The organism is Mycolicibacterium sp. TUM20985 (assembly GCF_030295745.1).
Taxonomy (GTDB): Bacteria; Actinomycetota; Actinomycetes; order Mycobacteriales; family Mycobacteriaceae; genus Mycobacterium.
This window is the reverse complement of record NZ_AP027291.1, coordinates 4,981,788-4,999,535: the sequence shown is the minus strand read 5'-3', so window position 1 is coordinate 4,999,535 and position 17,748 is coordinate 4,981,788. Positions and strand designations below refer to the sequence as shown.

20 protein-coding genes and 1 pseudogene are annotated in these 17,748 nt (G+C 67.2%); 13 read left to right on the top strand and 8 right to left on the bottom strand.

The annotated features are described in order from the left end of the window. Positions 1 to 17: 17 nt before the first annotated feature. A complete protein-coding gene (locus tag QUE68_RS24470; RefSeq protein ID WP_284228934.1) occupies positions 18 to 656 on the bottom strand; it encodes a TetR/AcrR family transcriptional regulator in 639 nt (212 codons plus the stop codon). 117 nt (positions 657 to 773) lie between these two features. On the opposite strand from QUE68_RS24470, the gene QUE68_RS24465 reads away from it, so the two are divergent. From QUE68_RS24465 to QUE68_RS24455, 3 genes are read left to right on the top strand one after another with little or no spacing between them, the layout of a single operon-like run. Continuing rightward, on the top strand, positions 774 to 2,534 hold the full coding sequence (locus tag QUE68_RS24465) for an N-acyl-D-amino-acid deacylase family protein (protein ID WP_284228932.1): 1,761 nt from the start codon (positions 774 to 776) through the stop codon (positions 2,532 to 2,534). Next, a complete protein-coding gene (locus QUE68_RS24460) occupies positions 2,535 to 3,512 on the top strand; it encodes an alpha/beta fold hydrolase (RefSeq protein ID WP_284228931.1) in 978 nt (325 codons plus the stop codon). 24 nt (positions 3,513 to 3,536) lie between these two features. Next, the gene (locus QUE68_RS24455; protein ID WP_284228929.1) at positions 3,537 to 4,670 is read left to right on the top strand and encodes an epoxide hydrolase family protein; all 1,134 of its coding nucleotides are present in this window, start codon (positions 3,537 to 3,539) and stop codon (positions 4,668 to 4,670) included. 91 nt (positions 4,671 to 4,761) lie between these two features. On the opposite strand, the gene QUE68_RS24450 is transcribed toward QUE68_RS24455, so the two are convergent. The 3 genes from QUE68_RS24450 to QUE68_RS24440 all read right to left on the bottom strand — a co-directional run bounded on the left by QUE68_RS24450 (position 4,762) and on the right by QUE68_RS24440 (position 7,050). Next, complete coding sequence (locus QUE68_RS24450; RefSeq protein ID WP_284228927.1) at positions 4,762 to 5,046, bottom strand: hypothetical protein; 285 nt, start codon at positions 5,044 to 5,046, stop codon at positions 4,762 to 4,764. Between the two features lie 87 nt (positions 5,047 to 5,133). Then, a complete protein-coding gene (locus QUE68_RS24445; protein ID WP_284228925.1) occupies positions 5,134 to 6,732 on the bottom strand; it encodes a class I SAM-dependent methyltransferase in 1,599 nt (532 codons plus the stop codon). A gap of 69 nt (positions 6,733 to 6,801) precedes the next feature. Beyond that, positions 6,802 to 7,050: a hypothetical protein gene (locus QUE68_RS24440; protein WP_284228923.1), complete on the bottom strand. Its 249-nt coding sequence runs from the start codon at positions 7,048 to 7,050 to the stop codon at positions 6,802 to 6,804. Positions 7,051 to 7,108: 58 nt separating this feature from the next. Here QUE68_RS24440 and QUE68_RS24435 point away from each other — a divergent pair, with 58 nt between their 5' ends. Continuing rightward, the gene (locus QUE68_RS24435) at positions 7,109 to 7,366 is read left to right on the top strand and encodes a three-helix bundle dimerization domain-containing protein (protein WP_284228921.1); all 258 of its coding nucleotides are present in this window, start codon (positions 7,109 to 7,111) and stop codon (positions 7,364 to 7,366) included. On the opposite strand, the gene QUE68_RS24430 is transcribed toward QUE68_RS24435, so the two are convergent. Next, positions 7,363 to 7,644, bottom strand: a complete 282-nt coding sequence (locus QUE68_RS24430; RefSeq protein WP_284228919.1) for a hypothetical protein — start codon at positions 7,642 to 7,644, stop codon at positions 7,363 to 7,365. The two genes, QUE68_RS24435 and QUE68_RS24430, sit on opposite strands and share 4 nt — an antisense overlap. Positions 7,645 to 7,732: 88 nt before the next feature. Beyond that, positions 7,733 to 8,737 (bottom strand): annotated as a pseudogene (locus QUE68_RS24425) (MMPL family transporter); the annotation flags it as partial. A 198-nt stretch (positions 8,738 to 8,935) separates the two neighbouring features. Here QUE68_RS24425 and QUE68_RS24420 point away from each other — a divergent pair. Further along, positions 8,936 to 9,622, top strand: coding sequence for a hypothetical protein (locus QUE68_RS24420; protein ID WP_286274578.1), 687 nt, complete (start codon positions 8,936 to 8,938; stop codon positions 9,620 to 9,622). A gap of 550 nt (positions 9,623 to 10,172) precedes the next feature. Here the strand turns inward: QUE68_RS24420 and QUE68_RS29585 are convergent. Then, positions 10,173 to 10,487 carry a hypothetical protein gene (locus tag QUE68_RS29585; RefSeq protein ID WP_353507035.1) on the bottom strand — a complete coding sequence of 105 codons (315 nt, stop codon included), beginning with the start codon at positions 10,485 to 10,487 and terminating at the stop codon, positions 10,173 to 10,175. On the opposite strand from QUE68_RS29585, the gene QUE68_RS29580 reads away from it, so the two are divergent. From QUE68_RS29580 to QUE68_RS24400, 5 genes are all read left to right on the top strand, one after another. Further along, positions 10,406 to 10,687, top strand: a complete 282-nt coding sequence (locus tag QUE68_RS29580) for a GAF domain-containing protein (RefSeq protein WP_353507034.1) — start codon at positions 10,406 to 10,408, stop codon at positions 10,685 to 10,687. The two genes, QUE68_RS29585 and QUE68_RS29580, sit on opposite strands and share 82 nt — an antisense overlap. Before the next feature lie 35 nt (positions 10,688 to 10,722). Further along, a complete protein-coding gene (locus tag QUE68_RS29575; protein ID WP_353507015.1) occupies positions 10,723 to 10,896 on the top strand; it encodes an ANTAR domain-containing protein in 174 nt (57 codons plus the stop codon). Positions 10,897 to 11,158: 262 nt separating this feature from the next. Continuing rightward, on the top strand, positions 11,159 to 12,259 hold the full coding sequence (locus tag QUE68_RS24410) for a glycosyltransferase (protein WP_286275938.1): 1,101 nt from the start codon (positions 11,159 to 11,161) through the stop codon (positions 12,257 to 12,259). Then, positions 12,256 to 13,230 carry a glycosyltransferase gene (locus QUE68_RS24405; RefSeq protein WP_286274577.1) on the top strand — a complete coding sequence of 325 codons (975 nt, stop codon included), beginning with the start codon at positions 12,256 to 12,258 and terminating at the stop codon, positions 13,228 to 13,230. Before QUE68_RS24410 ends, QUE68_RS24405 begins: the two co-directional genes overlap by 4 nt. After that, positions 13,227 to 14,042, top strand: coding sequence for a transglutaminase-like domain-containing protein (locus QUE68_RS24400; protein ID WP_286274576.1), 816 nt, complete (start codon positions 13,227 to 13,229; stop codon positions 14,040 to 14,042). Before QUE68_RS24405 ends, QUE68_RS24400 begins: the two co-directional genes overlap by 4 nt. Positions 14,043 to 14,049: 7 nt before the next feature. Here QUE68_RS24400 and QUE68_RS24395 read toward each other — a convergent pair whose 3' ends face one another. Beyond that, on the bottom strand, positions 14,050 to 14,343 hold the full coding sequence (locus QUE68_RS24395) for a hypothetical protein (protein WP_284228911.1): 294 nt from the start codon (positions 14,341 to 14,343) through the stop codon (positions 14,050 to 14,052). Positions 14,344 to 14,481: 138 nt separating this feature from the next. On the opposite strand from QUE68_RS24395, the gene QUE68_RS24390 reads away from it, so the two are divergent. The 3 genes from QUE68_RS24390 to stpK7 all read left to right on the top strand — a co-directional run bounded on the left by QUE68_RS24390 (position 14,482) and on the right by stpK7 (position 17,745). Next, positions 14,482 to 15,627, top strand: a complete 1,146-nt coding sequence (locus QUE68_RS24390; RefSeq protein ID WP_286274575.1) for a N(5)-(carboxyethyl)ornithine synthase — start codon at positions 14,482 to 14,484, stop codon at positions 15,625 to 15,627. A gap of 76 nt (positions 15,628 to 15,703) precedes the next feature. After that, positions 15,704 to 15,862 (top strand): DUF6307 family protein, encoded by a 159-nt coding sequence (locus QUE68_RS24385; protein WP_286274574.1) that lies wholly within the window; start codon positions 15,704 to 15,706, stop codon positions 15,860 to 15,862. Positions 15,863 to 15,930: 68 nt separating this feature from the next. Next, positions 15,931 to 17,745, top strand: a complete 1,815-nt coding sequence (stpK7, locus tag QUE68_RS24380; RefSeq protein ID WP_284228906.1) for a serine/threonine protein kinase StpK7 — start codon at positions 15,931 to 15,933, stop codon at positions 17,743 to 17,745. Positions 17,746 to 17,748: the final 3 nt, after the last annotated feature.

The window sequence follows — 17,748 nt, the reverse complement described above, 5'->3', positions numbered from 1 at the left end:
AGGGCAGCGACTCAACCTCACCCAGACTGCGGCAGCGTTGCCATCAGCGCGTGCAGCCCGTACTCGAAGACCGCGTCGTAGTCGGTGGGGGCCTGGAGGGCTTCGACGAGTGCCTGATCGGGCCAGGCGTCGGCCCAGAGCGAGGGGTCCTCCTCGTCGTGCTTGGCCCCGCGCACCGCGGAGAACTGCATGACCGCCGACGAGATGACGTGCACCTGGACGGCCCGCAGGATGAGTGCAGCGTCGGTTCCGGTCACGCCGATCTGCGCCAATTGTGCTGCCAGGGCTTGCTGAATCGGCAGGAACAGTTGCGGCGTTCGGTCGCGCTCGTGGGCGATGCCGAGCAGATGCTGCCGCTCGATCAGCACCCGGCGTTGCGCACGAGCTAGTGACGCAATGCGTTCGACGGGGGAGTCACCGTCGACGGGGAGATTCGCCAACTCGCCGAGGAGGCGCTCGACCAGGTTGTCCAGGAGTTGGTCGCGACCGCCGACGTGCCAGTAGATGGAGGTCACCGCGACACCGAGTTGGTCGGCGAGGTTGCGCATGGTGAGTGCCTTGACCCCGTCGAGTTCGATCAGCCGGGCGGCGGTTTCGAGAACCGCCTCGGCCGTGACTCCACGATCTCCGGGGGAGTTGCGAGGCAGTGGCGCCATCGCTCTCACCTCCGGTCGGTCGATCCTCTTTCGCGCCTGTAACGGTATTACATTGGCGGTTGTAACGGTGTTACATTCTCGACGACGATCCGGGCAGCTGCGCGCGAGGAGGAAGACGTGTTCGACCTGAAGATCACCGGCGGGACCGTGGTGGACGGCACTGGCGCTGACCGATTCACCGCGGACGTGGGAGTCAAGGACGGCAAGATCGTCGAGATCCGCCGCCGCGGTCCAGGCGACGCCCCGCTGGAGGGCGACGCGACCGAGACGATCGATGCCACGGGCAAGATCGTCGCGCCGGGTTTCGTCGACATCCACACCCACTACGACGGTCAGGTCAGCTGGGACAGCGTGCTCGAACCGTCCAGCAATCACGGTGTGACGACGGTCGTCGCGGGCAACTGTGGCGTCGGGTTCGCCCCGGTGCGGCCCGGCAGCGAGGAGTGGTTGATCGCGCTGATGGAGGGTGTCGAGGACATTCCGGGCACGGCGCTGACCGAGGGCATCACGTGGGGGTGGGAGAGCTACGCCGAGTACCTCGACGTGATCGGCACGCGTGAACTGGCCGTCGACTTCGGCAGCCAGATCGCGCACGGCACGGTTCGCGCATACGCGATGGGTGAGCGCGGCGCGCGCAACGAGGCGGCCACCCCGGAGGACATCGCTGCAATGAGCCGGCTGGTCCGGGAGGCCGTCGAGGCTGGCGCACTTGGCTTTTCGTCATCGCGCACCATTGCCCACCGCGCGATGGACGGTGAACCCGTCCCGGGGACGTATGCCGCCGAGGATGAACTGTTCGCCCTCGGCCGCGCCATGGCGGCGGGTGGGGCCAGTGTCTTCGAGCTCGCCCCGCAGGGCGCGGCGGGTGAGGACATCGTGGCCCCCAAGAAGGAATTGGAGTGGATGCAGCGGCTCGGCGCCGAGATCGACTGCGCCCTCAGCTTTGCGCTGATCCAGGTCGACGCCGCCCCGGATCTGTGGCGTGAGCAGCTCGACATCTCGGCCGCCGCCCACGATGCCGGTAGCCGACTGCACCCGCAGATCGCGGCGCGCCCCTTCGGCATGCTGCTCGGGTTTCCCGGCCATCACGCCTTCACCCACCGACCGACCTATCGGCGGCTGAAGGCCGAGTGCTCCCGTGAGGAACTCGCCGCCCGGCTCGCCGAACCCGCAGTGCGGGCAGCCATCCTGGCCGAGGACGATCTACCGATCGATCCCAACAAGCTGTTCGACGGCATGTTCGCCCTGGCCCAGTACGGCAGCGAACGGCTGTACTACCTCGGCCAGCCGCCCGACTACGAACCCACCGCCGATCAGACGGTCGCCGCGATCGCGCGCGAGCGGGGGGAGGACATGCTGGCCACGATGTACGACCTGATGCTCGAGGCCGATGCGGGCAACATGCTGATGTACCCGATGTTCAACTACTCCAACGGAAATCACGACGCCATCCGCGAGATGATCACCCACCCCGCGGGCGTCGTGGGACTCTCCGACGGCGGTGCGCACTGCAGCATGATCTGTGACGCGTCCTATCCCACGTTCCTGCTGACGCACTGGGCGAGGGATCGTCACCGCGGCGCTCAGCTGTCGCTGGAGTACGTCATCCGCAAGCAGGCGCACGACACCGCGCAGCTGTTCGGTCTCACCGATCGCGGCGTCATCGGCGTGGGCAAGAAGGCCGACATGAACGTCATCGACATGGACGCGTTGACGCTGCACGCCCCGCGGATGGCCTACGACCTGCCGGCGGGTGGGCACCGGTTGGTCCAGGGTGCGTCGGGCTACGACGCCACCGTCGTCAGCGGAGTCGTCACGCGCCGCGCTGGCGCCGACACGGGTGCACGCCCCGGTCGGCTGGTGCGCGGAGCCCGCTGAGTGGCCTTTCGATACGACCCGCGGCATCGGCCCACGCAGCCCGTCCTGCCACCGCCGGACGCCTTCACGATCGAGAAGGCCGTTGTCGCCGAGGGTGTTTCGCTGTCCTATGTTCGGGAGGGTGTCGGCGGGGTACCGCTGTTGCTGATCCACGGCTACCCGGAGACCAAGCGGATCTGGTGGCGTAACGTCGAGGTGCTGGCGGCATCGGGCTTCGAGGTCATTGCACCCGACCTGCGGGGCTTCGGGGACAGCGATCTTCCGCCCGACGATCAGCACGACATCGTCACCTACTCACGCGACCTTCACGCGTTGGTCCACGACCACCTGGGTCATGCGTCGTGCGTGATCGCGGCGAGCGACGTAGGCGGCGTCGTCGCCACCGACCTCATCCACCGTTACCCCGGCTTCGTGGACGGGTTCTGCGTGTTCAACACCGTGCCGCCGATGGGCGTCGACTATTCGGGAATCACGTTCGATGACATCGCTACTGGGGCGGCCGGCTCCGATCCGACGGGGGACTACCGGTGGATGCAGGGAGCGTTTCCCGACGAGCTGGCCGCGATGCTGGGTTCGGAGCAGGCCCGTCGACAGTGGGTCGCCTCGATGTACACCAGCCGGCTCTGGGCCTCGCGATTTGCCTTCGAGCAGGCGGACGTCGACTTCATGACCGAACCGTTCTCCGACGAAGCACGGTTGCGCGCAGGCTGGGCGACCTATCAGCTGGCCTACGACCGGGCGATGCCCGAATTCCCCCTGATGGACGCCGTCGACGTCCGGACCCTGATCCTGTATGGGCCCGACGACCACGCCATCGGTGAAGACTTCGTCCCCCGGTGTGAGCGGGCGTTCCGCAATCGCATTGGGCCACTGGTAGTTCCGGGTGCAGGCCATTTCCTGCAGTGGGAGCGTGCGGACGTCTTCAACCAGTTGATGCCCGCGGTGTTCGGCCGCGTGTCCGCACCAGCCCAGCCATGACCGAACGCACCCGAGAGGACCGCAATGCCCGAGCCCTTCCCCATCGCGATCGCTCAGTCGCAGCTCGACGATCTGCAACGCCGCCTCGATACCGCCCGCTGGCCGGCGGAGATCGACGGGGCGGGCGGGGACTACGGGACGGATCAGAGCTTCCTGCGCGCGGTCGTCGAGCGATGGACGGGTGGGTATGACTGGCGGCGCACCGAAGACGAACTGAACGGGTGGGGTTCGTTCACCGCCATCGCCGCTGGACAGCGCGTCCATCTGCTGCATGCGCGATCGGCGGACCCCGGAGCCATCCCGTTGGTCCTCACCCACGGCTGGCCCGGATCCATCGTCGAGTTCCTGGACGCGTTGCCGATGCTGCGGGACCGCTTCCACGTCGTGGTCGTATCGATGCCTGGCTACGGGTTCTCGGGGCCCACCAGCGAGCGGGGGGTCGACGTCGTGAAGGTCGCCGCCGCCGTCGCCGACGTGATGGCCCAGCTCGGCTACGACCGGTATGTAGCCCAGGGCGGCGACTGGGGCGCGCTCGTCACCCGGTACCTCGGTGAGCACTTCACCCCCAATGTCGTTGCCATCCATACCAATATGCTGTTCGCCCTACCCGCTGAAGGCGCGCCCGATGTGATGGACGGCGTCACCGAGGACGAAATCGCGGCGATGGTCCGGACTTCCGGCCAGGTGGCCAATGGCACCGCGTACATGGACGTGCAGTCGACGCGTCCGCATTCGGTGGGTTACGGACTGGACGACTCTCCCCTCGGGCTGGCCGGTTGGATCCTCGAGAAGTTCGACGCATGGTGCGACACCCGCGACGGTATGCCGGTGAGCACCGACCGCCTGATCGACAACCTCATGCTCTACTGGCTCACGTGCACGGCGACGTCGGCAGCGCGCCTCTACTGCGAATCGGCGCGCACGGGGACCGGCGCGCTGAGCCCGTGGCAGGGCCGCGTCGCCGTCCCGACCGGTTATGCCGTGTACCCGTGCGAGATCCTGCAGACGCCGCGGGTCTGGGCCGAGAAGCACTACAACCTGGTGCATTACACGCATCAGGAGCGTGGTGGGCACTTCGCCGCCTTCGAGCAACCGCGGCTGTTCGCTGCCGACGTGAACGCCTACGGTGCGCGTCTGCGAGAGCTGGGTCTCTTCTAACCGCACCCGTCAGGGCTGAATGTTCTCCGGCGACTGTTCCCCATGCTCGGGCCCGTGATCCCGGCATAGGCGAGGGCCTCACCGACGGCGTTCACCACTCCGAGTTGTCGGCGAGGATGAGGTCGCTCAGCGCAAACGCCGGCAAGCCGAGAGCTGCTGACAGTTGCGTGGCGTAGTGCCGGGCGATGTGACGGCCCTGCCTCGCTTCGTCGAAGCTTCCGATGAGGTCGACGGCCGTGCGGCAACCGAACGTGTCGGAGGTGGCGGCTACGGCGACCAGGGACACTCCCACCGGTTTGGGCAGGGTCGCAATGGCTGCTCGCACGTCGTGTTCGGTTGCCGCCCAATCGACGTACACGGAGACGAATGCGTTCATGATCACCATCATTGCGACGGTCTGCCCGGTCGCGCCACCCTGCACCAGAACGTTCCCGACCGTTCATCCGGGCGCCACGTCGTCCCGTCAGTCGACGCGGATCAGCTTCATCTCGGTCAGACGCTCCGGGAGTGAGTCGATCACCGCGGCGAGCTCATCCCGGCGATCGGCGTCACCGATGATGGTCGTCAGCGCCTCCAGCAGTGCCGTGCGATCGCGGGTGCCGTCGAGCAGTGGCAGCAGCTGGCGGTCCACCGGTGACAGCAGAAGTGCCTCGTGCCACAGGTTGTAGATCGATGCCTCGTCGTGCTCGCGGGTCAGTTCCGCCAGCCGTCGGATCGATGTCTCCAGGCGCAGGGACCCGGTCGAGCACCGTTGCGGCGAAACTGGCTCTAGTCGGTAGCGCGCCTGACCCTGTGCGATGAGCACCCCGATCAGGTTGTCGACGTGGCCCGGGAGTTCAGCGCTCGGGTCCAGTCCTGCCGCCACGAGCCGGGCCCGTACCTCCTCAATCAACTCGTCGCGGGACTGCGTCCAGGGCCAGCGCGCATTCAGCGCTTCCAGCGTGGCCTTCAGGCCGGGATCGTTGGTGAACAGCGTCGCGCCGTCGGCAACTTCGTATTCTTGGCGTGATTGGTCGATCCGGGTCAGCCCGTCGACCGGCGGAGTCCAGGCGGCCAGGTGCAGTCCATCGAACCGGCTGGGATGCAGGTCGTAACGGATCTGCGGTGCGCGTTCGGCATGGATCAGCAACGATTCGCGGAACGTGCGGTTGGTCACGAAGTCGAGGTACTGCTCGACGAGTACCTGTACGCCGGAACATTTTTGGGCCAGGTATTCGGCGACCTGCGGCCCGTGGTTGGCCGGGAACATCGTCTCAGGACGGGCTTCGGCCAGGTAGGTCAGACCATGCCCGCCGGCCCGCCCGACCATCTCGTAGAAATAGCATGGCGCATTGAACGACTCCAGTTCGTCGTGCAGCAGGTAGGAGTCGCCGAAGCCCTCGTCACGAGCCCGGAATTCGGCCAAAACCCTTGCCAGCACACCGTCCTGCGGAGCTACGTCCTCAAGGAAGTCGACGATGCCGCGCGCCTCGCGCACCTTGTCTTGCGGGGTGGCACTGGCGCCGCTGGCAAGCATCATGGCATCGCGCATCACCTCCTTGGCCTTCCAGCCGGGATAGGTGTTGTAGCTGACGTAGGCAATCCCGTCGGGCGCGAGCAGACGGCGGATCGCCGACAGGATGGCGTCCTGCACGTTCGGCGGGACCCAGCTGTACACGCCGTGGGCGATGATGTAGTCGAACTGCCCCCAGGAGGTCGAGTCGACCTGCGCGATGTCGCCGGCGACGAACTGCACGTTGTCGAGCCCCATGGCTTGGGCGCGGCTGCGCCCCTGGTCGACCTGTACCTGTGACAGGTCGATGCCGACCGCCTGCGCGCCGGGGTGCGTCGCGGCGAAGGGAATGAGGTTTCCGCCTGTGGCACAACCGATCTCGAGAACACGCGCTCCCGACGCTACCGGGGTTCGCAGTCCGAAGACGTGGCCGATCGCCGCGAGCTGGCCCGGCGCAGATTGCGGGAACGCGTCCGAGTTGTATGGCGTGAGGTCGTAGTCGGCGCGCAGCCGGTCCACCGACTCGTCCGCCCGCCCCGTGCCGCGCGTCTGGCCGACCGGATTGTTCATGTCCACTCCCGTGACTGTGTGCGACGCGGCCTGGCGATCCCGGTCGGCCGAGCGTTACGGTCCGACGCCTCAGCAGCCCACGCGTTCGGTCGTGAGCGCGTCGGGGAACTGGCGATGAAGCCCGTCGATGAGCCGGCGAGCCTCGTGCAACTCCCGGCGCAGCGATGATGACTGCCGACGTTGCAACATCGCCCCGCGCGCAGATGTACGACGACGACAGTTCTCGACGGCGTCGAGCTTTTGCGAGATGCTGAGGGCGTGTTGACGCAACTCGCGCAAGAGCTCTCGCGCCTGCGCCGTGCTGTGGTCATCAACCATTCCGTGATCGTCTCATCAATTCCTAATGTTGGCGCGGCGAACGCGTTTCCCTTAAGACATGGCGCAATTTCCCGGCGAAGTTGACGTCCGGATGAATGGAGAGCAAATTGAGGGGGTGATCGAGTCGAGCGAACGGACGGTCATCGACCAAGTGGTCGACAGACTGGTGCAGAAATACCCCAGCGTCCCGGGGGAGCAGGTGGCCGACGTCGTCAACGGCTGTTACGCCCGTTTCGATCGGCGCCCCATCCGGGATTTCATCCCGCTCTTCGTGGAGCGTGGTGCGCGAACCCAACTTGGCTTGCTGAGCGGCTAGCGGCGGTCGGTCGGCGGGCCGGCGAACCGGCCGTCGAGCTTCGCCAAGAGGCCGTCGACGTAGCGCAACTCGGCTTCCAGGGATTGAACCTGCGAGCGCAGGTGCGCCACGCCGGAGATCGTCCCCATCTCGAGTCGGCGCCCGAGTTGGTCCCGGTGCTTGGCCACGTGATCGACGATGCGTTCCCGCTCCTCGAACAATGTCTTGCGAAAGTGGTCCGCCTGGAGGGCGTCGCCGGGCCCCACGGAGCTGGTTCCGTGCAGGTCGGCGGCAGTCATCGGAGCACCCTATACCGAGCGGAGCTCTTCGATGCGCCAAAACGGTAACTCCGATCCGCCATCGCGGCCAAGGACCGACCGGAGCGCTTCAGACCGGGGAGAGCTGTCGGCTATCGGTGTCACCGGAGCCAAAGGGCTTGGGAACCGGACGGTTTCGCACCCGAAGGGGCCACCACAACCAGCGCCCGAGCAGCGCGGCGATCGACGGGGTCATGAACGACCGCACGATCACCGTGTCGAAGAGCATGCCGAGCGCGATCGTCGTGCCGATCTGACCGAGGATGCGCAGATCGGCGAACACGAACGAGACCATGGTCGCGGCGAACACCAGACCGGCGGCGGTGAACCACCGCGCCAGGAACCCGCCATCGCCCGGATGATGCCCGTGTCGACGCCGGCGTCGAGCTCCTCCTTGAACCGCGAGATCAACAGCAGGTTGTAGTCCGAGCCCACCGCCAACAGGAGAATTGCGGCTAACGCCAACATGATCCAGTACAGCGGGATGCCGAGGAGGTCCTGCCAGATCAGCGCCGACAGCCCGAAGGAAGCACCCAGCGACACAGACGGTGCCGACGAGGACGAACGCGGCCACCAGCGAGTTAAATCTTGGATCCCGCCAACGGCGTTCCCTTGACGGCCTCCTGGGCTGAGTGCCGTGGGTGGCGATCATGCGCGCGGCGTGGCCGTCGGGGAGAGGAACAGCTTCAGCCCGCGCAGGAACTCCGGGTTGGTGAACGCCTCCGGCGGCAGGTAGAAGGAGTCATCGGTCTTCGACGCGTCATAGGCCTGGCCCAGCGCGGTGGCGTTCTGCAGCGTCGCTGCCGCCTGGTCGTCGATGCCGGAAGGTGTCGGCGTAGTTGATCATCGTCAGGTGGGTCCCCAACGGTCGCGTGATCGACTGCACCTGGGCGATGCCGTCGGTGTGGAAGACGGCCTTGGCAACCCGCTCGAGCAAGATCATGTCGGTCGGATCCCGAAGGTGGTGGTCGGTCTCGATCATCAGCAGTTCGGGATTCAGGCGAGCTTGCGAGAAGTGGCGCTCGGCCGCGGCGTAGCCGACGTTGGCCGGCGCGGTGGCAGGGATGTAGGGGCGGGCGTCGTAACGTGCCGATGCAACGCCGGCGCCGAGGTCAGCGCGGCCGGCCTCCTGCGCTCCGCCCGGTGGCTACCGCCCGTGGTGGTACGGAATGCGGCCCGTCGCTCGCGTATTTGCGGGTGCATTTAGTGACAGATCACGATTAGATCTCGGAAAGATTGCTATTCATGTCCCGTCTTCTAATAAAGTGCTCTCGTGGGCAGGCACGAGATGGCGAGGAGTCGGCGGCGCAGACCGCCGATTCTGCTGGTCGGAGTCGTCGCCTCGCTCGCCGTTCTCACCGCTGCGGCGACCGGCGCCGAACCGCCGGCCGCCAAGGTCGAGGCGAAACCCGTCGTGGCGAGCGCGCCGCCGTGCTGCCTCGAGGTCGTCTCGGTGTCGGACGCCGGTTACTCGGCGGGCTCGGGTGCGGCACTCTTTGCCTCCGCCGCGCCGGCCCAGGTGGGGGCGCCCGCGGTGCCGGCCGCGGCCTCTCGGTGGCGCGTCATCGACATGCATCGCATCCTGCCCGCGGGCATCGCCCCCGAGCGCGGCCTGCAGGTGAAGACGATCTTCCTCTCCCGCAGCATCAGCATCGTCTTTCCCGGCATCCACGAGATCGGCGGCGTGCGGCCCGATGCCCTGCGGTGGCATCCCGACGGCTTGGCGCTGGACGTGATGATCCCGAACCCCGGCTCTGCCGAGGGCATCGCGCTGGGGAACCGCATCGTGGCGTACGCGCTGGAGAACGCGGCGAGGTTCGGGTTGCAGGACGCGATCTGGCGCGGTGTCTACTACACGCCGAGTGGTTCGCGTAACACGGGAGCCGGCCACTACGACCACGTCCATCTCACGACGACCGGTGGGGGATATCCCAGCGGGCGCGAGATCTACTACCGGTGAGACCGGATAGCGGCGGTTAGGCGACGACGGTCTCCGGCAGCCGCGAAGGCAGGTTGACCACCGCCGGCGTTACGGCGCCGATCGAGCTGATGCAGGCGTGGTTGAGATGACCGAAAGGGTGATCGCAGACCGGGCACCCTTCGCCATCGCCGTGAGTACTCCCCAACGGTGCAAAAAGCTTCCAACGCCCCATTTCGGCTCCCCCCGATAGCAAAGCTGTCCCAACCCTGGGATTGACGTTAGCTGTCAGCTACCGGCTCGTCAATCATTCGGTGAAATAGGTGCCATTAGTCCCCTATCGCCGATGGCATCCTCGATCGCGGACGTCTGTTCCGCCGCGGGCCGACGGCCGGTAGACTTCCCTGAAGGCCTTGTGTCGCAACGGGTTTGACCACCGTCGATCCGACTGGCGGACTCGGGCCTGCACTGTGTCGCCAGCGCCGGCGGCGAGCATCGGCTGGTCGTCATCCCACTGTGGTTCGCGGCATCACCCCGGTTGGGAGGAACGAGCATGGCGGAGGTCACCGCGAAGGACGCGGACGGCGCTGACCTACGGGCGGGTATCGACGATCTCGCAGGTCTGCTCGCGGGCAGCCTCGGTCTGCCCGAGCTGCTCGCGCAGGTGGCGGCCTTCACGTGCCGCGCGATACCCGGGTCCGACGGTGCCGGCGTCACGCTGCTGCGTGGCGGTGCGACCGAGACCGCGGTTGCGGCGTTGGCGGCGAGCCACCCGTTCGTCGCCGCGATCGACGAGATCCAGTACGTCACCCTCGACGAAGGGCCCTGCATCACCGCCGTACGGGATCGGCGGGCGGTGCGCTCCGGCTCGCTGGGCGGGGAGAAGCGTGGCCGAGGTTCGGCCCACGCGTCGGTCGGATGGGCGTGCACAGCGCGCTCGCCCTGCCGCTGCTGCTGCTGCCCGATCGCGTGGTCGGGGCCATCGGCGTGTACTCCCACGCCAAGGACGTCTTCGACGAGCATGCCGAGCGGCTGGGCGAGATGTTCGCCAGACCGGCGGCCGCCGCGGTTCACAACGCGCAGGTCCTCGCCGAGGCCCTGCGCTGAACGTCCAGCTGACGGAGGCGCTGACGACGCGCCCGGTGATCGACCAAGCCATCGGGATCATCCGCGGACGGACGGGTCGAAGTGCCGAGGAGGCCTTCGGTCAACTGCAGGCGATGAGTCGGAGCGAACACCGCAAGCTCGCCGAGGTCGCAGCGGTCGTCGTCGATGAGGCGGTGCGGCGCGCCCAGGCCAGGAACTGGACCGCTTGATCCGTCAACAGGCCCTCTAGCAGTGCGAATGCTGGGCCGCGGGGGTACTTCGGGGTTGTCGGGGTGGTACCGTTGACTGCGTTGGGAACCCAACAAGTCCGGGATCGAAGCAGCTGTACGCCGCTGTTCTCCTCGAGCAGCCGCTCACGCCGGACACTCCGGTGACATCCGTCAGTTGGGAACACCTTTGAACGCTCCACCCCGTTTTCCGTCGTTCGGCGGCCACGGAACGCCGTCGCGCCACAAGCCGCCCAGCATCGGCATGCTGACCAGCTTCCCGCCGACGCCCTGCGGCCTGGCGACGTTCAGCGCGGGCCTGGCTCATGGGTTGTCCGCCAAGGGATCCGACGTCGGCGTCGTCCGGATCGCCGACGGCGAGGAGGCATCGAGCGAGTCCGTGGTCGGAGAGCTCGTCGCCGGTTCTAGTTCTTCGGTAGCGGCGTGCGCCGAACTGCTGAATCAGCGTGACGTCGCCGTCATTCAGCACGCCTATGACATCTACGGCGGCACCGAGGGCGCCGACGTCCTGGACGTCATCGACGGGCTACGCGTCCCGATCGTGGTCGTCGCTCACACCGTCCCGAAGAATCCGACGGCTCGGCAACGTTCGGTGATGGAGCAGATCGGGATCAAGGCCGACCGGATCGTCGTGATGTCCGAAGCCGCCAACGAACGTCTGCACACCGACTACGCCATCGATCGCCACACGGTCGTCACGATCGGCCGCGGCGCTACCCTGCCCACCGTCGCGCCCCTGAAGAGGGCCGGCCGACCGACGCTGTTGACCTGGGGCTTGATGGGTCCCGGCAAGGGTGTCGAACGGGTCATCGACGCGATGGTGTCGCTCAAGGACTTGCGCGGGCAGCCGCGCTACCTGATTTCCGGCGCCACGCATCCACGGGTACTCGCCGCCGAGGGTGAGGCCTACCGCGAAGCCTGCGTCGAACGCGCCCGCAGCCTCGGTGTCGGTACCGCGGTGAGCTTCGACTCGATCTACCGCAGCACCGCGTCGCTGTCGGCGTTGATCCAGACCTCGGCCGCGGTCGTGCTGCCGTACGACTCCACCGATCAGGCCAACTCCGGCGTGCTCGTCGACGCGCTCGCCGCGGGCCGGCCCGTCGTGGCCACCGCCTTCCCACACGCCGTCGAACTCCTCGGCAGCGGCGCCGGGGTGGTCGTGAGTCACGACGACCCGGAGGCCCTGGCGTTCGCATTGCGCCGCATGCTGACCGATCCGCGGATGACCGGTGACATGGCCGCGGAGGCAAGGCGTTTGGCTCCGACGCTGGGCTGGCCGGTCGCCGCCGCCGCGTACATGTCACTCGCGCAGCGGCTGCTCGTCGAGCGGGCGGCACTCGTATGACGACCGCACCGCTTCCCGTGTTCGACCACCTGCTGCACATGTCAGATCGGCGCGGCACCTTCGAGCACGCCCTGCTCACCGAACCCGAGCGTGGCGGCGGGTACACCACCGACGACATGTCCCGACTGCTCGTCGTGGCCACCCGCCAGCCCGATCCGGGTGGCGTGATCAACGGCTTGGCCGGTCTGGCCGTGCGCTTCCTCAACGAGGCGCAGTCCTATGCGGGTACGTGCCGCAACCACATGGACGCCAACGGCAGATGGACCGACCAGCCGACCCTCGAGGAGTGGTGGGGCCGTTGCCTGTGGGCCCTGGGCACCGCCGCCGCGCACAGCAGCGTGGGTCTGGTGCGACGGGTCTGCGTCATCCAGTTCGAGCGCGCCGCGCAGGTGCGGTCACCGTTGCCCAGTGCCATGGCCTATGCGGCCGTTGGCGCCGCGGAGATCCTCTCCGTCGAGCCCGATCACGCCATAGCCCGCGCGCTGCTGACGGCGTACGCGGACAGCGTGCCCGCACCCAGTGCCGACACCGAATGGCCCTGGCCCGAAACCCAACTTTGCCAGGCGAACGCGGTCGTGGCCGAGGCGATGATCGCCGCGGGCACCGCCCTCGAGCGCCCCGAGCTCTCTCGGCGGGGTCTTGACCTGCTGGGGTGGCTGCTCGACTACGAGGCCACGGGCGAGCGGCCCGCGTTCGATCGCCAGCCCGTCGAGGTGGCCGCGATGTCGGATGCGTGCGCCCGGGCTGCCACGGTCGACGCCAGCCCAGCGTGGCCGGACGGCGTCAGGGCAGCGGTGGCCTGGTTCGAAGGTGCCAACGCCGGGGGCCAACCGATGTGGGATCCGGAGACGGGCGCGGGCTTCGACGCACTGCACGCCGAGGGGATCGACCGCAATCAGGGTGCGGCCTCGACCCTGGCCGTACTCTCCACGCTGCAGAATGCTCGGCGCTTCTCTACCGTTTCTGAATGACGCCACGCTATAAACGCGACGTGGGCTGCCAGCTCGACGTCGACATCACCGCACCGACGACGCTGGAATTCCAGATCGCCGTCGCTCCGCACCCGCATACCGAAGTCTTCGAGTCGTTGACGTTCACCCTGGACGGCAAGCCAGTGTTCCCCGTCGAGATCAGTGGCGCGCACGGCAACCGGATTCACAAGTTCTGGGCTGCGGGCGGCAATCTCCAGGTCGCGTATTCGGCCACGATCACCGGCCGAACCGATCCGGCGCCCGTGACCGATTACGACCTGTCGGTGTATCTACGGCCCAGCCGATACGCCGAGGCCGATAAGTTCTATGGTTTCGCGGCAACGGAATTCGGCCAATACGCCGATTCCGCCACCCTGCTGGAGCACGTCGCTGCCTGGGTAGGTGGCCGGCTGAACTACGTCGCCGGGTCCAGTGATCCGATCGACGGCGCCGTCGACACACTGCTCGCGGGTGCGGGTGTCTGCCGCGACTTCGCCCACTTGGTGGTGGCCATGCTGCGCGCCGTCAACGTGCCGGCCCGCTTGGTCGCCGCGTATGCCCCCGGGCTGTCCCCCATGGACTTCCACGCGGTCGCCGAGGCCTTCGTGGAGGACCAGTGGCGGGTCGTCGACGCCACGCTACTGGCGCCGCGGCAGAGCCTGGTGCGCATCGCCACCGGGCGCGACGCCTCCGATACCGCGTTCCTCGCCAACCACAAGGGTGCGATCGTCCTCAACTCGATGAACGTGACGGCGATCGTGGATGGCGAGCTGCCGTTCGACTCGATCGACCAGTTGGTGTCGATCCGGTGAAGGCGGGTCAGTCCTTCAACTGCTCGCGCATGTCGGCGGCATCCTTGACGTCCGGCGACTCGTGCGGCCTGGTGCGGGTGCGGAACGCTTCGATGCCGCTATCGAGCTGCGCCGCTTGACTTTTGGTGGTCCCCTCGGCGGCCGCCTCTTCACGGTGTTGCGCGAACAGGGCATCTTCGGCAATCTCGTCCAGAATGGTGGCGCCGCCGAGCAGCCGACGCTCGGCCCGGAATTTGCGCTTGAAGCCGACCACCACACCGGCCAGTGCGAGCGCCACCAGGACGGCGACGACGATCAGCACGTTGGTATTGGTAGTCACGACGGGCGCCTCAGATCATTCAATAGTCGGTCGAACCCCGGAGGCTGACCAGCCAAGCGTACGTTGATCTGGACCGAGTCGACATTCGACCTCGGTGTAAAGCCGCCTCGGGAGGGTGAATTGAGTGGGCTCAGTCTCGGCATCATTGCCGTCACTCACAAGGAGAACGAGCGGCGTTTGCCGATCCACCCCGAGCATCTCGATCGCATCGACAAGGACGTCGCCGCCCAGATCTACCTCGAACGGGGATACGGCGAGCAGTTCGGGATCTCCGACAAGAAACTGGCGCGCTCGGTAGCGGGGATTCGATCGCGGGCCGAGCTGATCGCCGAGTGCGACGTCATCCTCTTGGCCAAGCCCGACGCCGACGACCTCGCCGAGCTCAGGGACGGTCAGGTGCTGTGGGGTTGGCCGCACTGTGTGCAGGACGCGGAGCTGACGCAGCGGGCGATCGACAGCCGGCTGACCTTGATCGCCTTCGAGGCCATGAACCTCTGGCGCAAGGACGGCTCCTTCAAGCTGCACGTGTTCCACAAGAACAACGAGATGGCCGGCTACTGCTCGGTGTTCCACGCCCTGGAGCTCATCGGGTCGACGGGCACCTACGGGCGACGGCTGCGGGCCGCGGTGATCGGCTTCGGCGCCACCGCGCGCGGGGCGGTGACGGCGCTGAACGCGGTCGGCATCCACGACATCGACATCCTGACCAACCGCAACGTCGCCGAGGTGGCGTCGCCGATCCACTCCGCCGAGATCGTGCAATTCGAGTCCGGGGACGATGGCTCGAGCTTCGCGCTGACCGACGACGGCAGGGTGCCGCTCGCCGGGTTTCTGGCCGAGCACGACGTCATCGTCAACTGCGTCCTGCAGGACCCGAACGCGCCGCTGGTCTTCCTCGCCGAGGACGACCTGGAGTCGTTCCGGCCGGGCAGCCTGTTGATCGACGTATCGTGCGACGAGGCAATGGGTTTCAGCTGGGCGCGGCCCACCACCTTCGACGATCCAGCCTTCATCGTGGGCAACAACACCACCTATTACGCCGTCGACCACAGCCCGTCGTATCTGTGGAACGCCGCCACGTGGGAGATCAGTGAGGCGTTGATTCCCTATCTGCCAACGATTCTCGGTGGCCCGCCGGAATGGGACGACGACGAGACGGTGCGCCGGGCGATCGAGATTCGGGAGGGCACCATCGTCAACCCCGACATCCTGGCGTTCCAGGACCGTGAGGCGGAGTACCCGCACGTCCGTAAGGACCCCGGCTGACCTGCGATGGCGTAGCGTCTTGGGTATCGAGCTGCTCGGTTCCGAGCCAACATGCTCGCTTTTGAAGGACACCACGATGGCTTCGCCCACGAAGATCCGTACCCCGTATGACATTCGCCTCGAACTCGTCAAGACGACTATCACGTCCCACTCCACGCTCGACGACGATGCCGCGGGCCTGGTGGCCGTGGAGGTCCTCCACGCGCTGAACTCGATTCCCGAGAAGGTTCGCTGACCTCGCTGGGCTGAGGTAACTTCTGATCGACACGCCGTGCGGGGATGGCGGTCGCCGAGGAGTCAACGGTGGAAGCGACGCCATTTGGGCACTACCAGCTGCGAGAGCTGTTGGGCCGTGGCGGCATGGGCGAGGTCTACCGCGCCTATGACACCAAGACCGACCGCGTGGTCGCCCTCAAGGTGCTGCCACCCCACTTGGCCCAGGACACGGTCTTTCAGCAGCGGTTTCGCCGGGAGTCGCAGGCCGCGGCCAGCCTGAGTGATCCGCACGTGGTGCCGATCCACGGCTATGGCGAGATCGACGGCAGGCTGTATCTGGACATGCGGCTGATCGAGGGCCGCACGTTGGCCGACATCCTCGCCCGCCGTGAGCGGCCAATCGATCCGGCGCTCGCGGTGAAGGTCGTCGAGCAGGTCGGGATGGCATTGGACGCCGCGCACCGGGCCGGTCTGATCCACCGCGACGTGAAGCCGTCGAACATCCTGATCACCGCGAGCGAGTTCGCATACCTGATCGACTTCGGCCTGGCCCGCACCGCCGGCGAGCAGGGGATGACGACGGCGGGCAGCACCCTCGGGACGCTTGCCTACATGGCGCCGGAGCGCTTCGACGGCGGGCAGAGCGATTCGCGCTCCGACATCTACGCGTTGACCTGTGTGCTCTACGAGAGCCTGACGGGTTCGCGCCCATATCCTGCGGACAGCCTCGAACAGCAGATCGCCGGGCACATGGTGTCGGCACCGCCGCGCCCGTCGTCGTTCGACCCGGCGCTGGCGGCTTTCGACCAGGTGATCGCCAAGGGCATGGCCAAGAAGCCGTCCCAGCGGTTCCAGACCGCCGCGGACCTCGCGGCGGCCACCCGGCGCGCCTTCGAGGCGCCCGTGCGCACCACCGGCCGGTCCGGTAGGCATTCCGCGCGGCGCGTCGCCACGAGTCGGCGGGGGCGGCCCTCGCGTCGGGTGCTGGCGATCGTCTCGGCGGTGGTGCTGGTGGCGGCGGTCGGCACGTTTGGCGCCGTGCAGTTGACGGGCGCACCCAGTACCGGCGGCACCAGACAGGCGGGCGTGGCCGGGAGCACCGCGTCGCCGGACCCGTCGCTGGCACCCGGCGCTGTGGCGTCGATCGCGGCCACCGTGCCCGCGGACGTCCGCGAGACGGGCACGTTGATCGTCGGGGTCAACGTTCCCTACGCGCCCAACGAATTCAAGGACGCCAACGGTGAAATCGTGGGCTTCGACGTCGATCTGATGAACGCCATCGCGCGGACACTGGGCCTGAAGGCCGAATACCGCGAAACCGCCTTCGAGGCCATCATTCCGTCGGTACGCGCGGAGGACTTCAACGTTGGGATGTCGTCGTTCACCGACACCGTCGAGCGGGAGTCCGCGGTGGACTTCGTCACCTACTTCGAGGCGGGCACGCTGTGGGCCCAGCGGCCGGGGTCGTCGGTCGATCCGAACAACGCGTGTGGACTGCGGGTCGGAGTGGCGTACGGCGCGCTGCAGGAGACCTCTGAGATCCCGGCGTTGAGCGACGCCTGTGTCGACGCGGGTCTCGCGCCGATCGACAAGGTCGTCTACGTGCGACAGGACGATCTGACGAAGGCGTTGATCGCCGGTGAGGTCGACGCGATGGCGGCCGACTCCCCGGTCACCGGGTTCGCGGTGAAGACCAGCGGCGGCGCGCTGGAGGAGGCGGGCGAGGTCACCGACCCACAGCCGTACGGCTGGCCGGTGGCCAAGGGATCGGCGCTGGCGGAGTCCATGCGGCAGGCCCTCGAGCATCTGATGAAGACCGGTGAGTACCGGACCATCGCCACGATGTGGGGTGTCGAGAAGGGTCTCATCGACGAGTCGACGATCAACGGCGCAATCCGGTAGGGC